Origin of the sequence: Oribacterium sp. oral taxon 078 str. F0263 (assembly GCF_000469565.1) — a bacterium.
Lineage (GTDB): Bacteria > Bacillota > Clostridia > Lachnospirales > Lachnospiraceae > Oribacterium.
The window spans coordinates 1-708 of the sequence record NZ_KI273110.1 but is presented as its reverse complement, the minus strand read 5'-3'; the positions used below and the strand labels follow the sequence as shown (position 1 = coordinate 708).

Genomic DNA, 708 nt, shown 5'->3' with positions numbered 1-708 from the left:
CGTGCCAGCGCTTTGTCGTGGACATGATTCACGCTATGGAAGGGAGAGGATGTCAGGCGGGTTCTCTTTGAGCTTATAGTAAGTAAGTATACGAGCAACCACACAGCTTCCCTCTTCTTGAACGGTTCGGAATTTCCGAACAGTTGATTTCTCGTAATCCATTTTTTCACTCCTTTCCGGATTCTGTCAGAGTCCGGCTTTTTGTCCGCATCCCCTTTTAGTATTTTAAGGCAAAGTTTTTTATACTCCTCGGCCAGCGGGCTTTGTGCCGGAGCCCTGGACTTAAGTCCTCACAGATGTTAGGATGTATGAAAGCAGCGGGGCCTGGATGGAGGGGGCATCCCGCAGAAAAGGGGAGGGGAGTTCCATGGAAAGCGGGAAAGTCAGGAGCTCGAATTTCGAGCTCCTTCGTATCGCGGCGATGCTGATGATCGTCATGTTTCATATCTTTTTGCATTGGCCGAAGGCACAGCTCACGGATATGAATTCGATCGATTTTTTCTGTGAACTTCCTGAAAAATAGTCCCCTATACGTCACACCGTCCTGATCCGGAGTGTTCAAAAACGTTTGTTTTCCTGCATTTCTGCGCTGTTTCACTTGCGGAAATGCAGGATTTTTGATAGAACAGATATAGGGTAATAATACCCTATATTTTAGAGGACATTTTTGAGGTGATTCTCATGTTTTTTGATTTCCAGGTTGATGTC

Annotated in this window: 1 protein-coding gene; it reads left to right on the top strand. The window is 46.2% G+C overall.

All coding sequences use genetic code 11. The annotated features are described in order from the left end of the window. Positions 1-367 precede the first annotated feature (367 nt). Positions 368-523 (top strand): hypothetical protein, encoded by a 156-nt coding sequence (locus HMPREF1986_RS05680; protein ID WP_155978777.1) that lies wholly within the window; start codon positions 368-370, stop codon positions 521-523. The last annotated feature ends 185 nt before the right edge of the window (positions 524-708 follow it).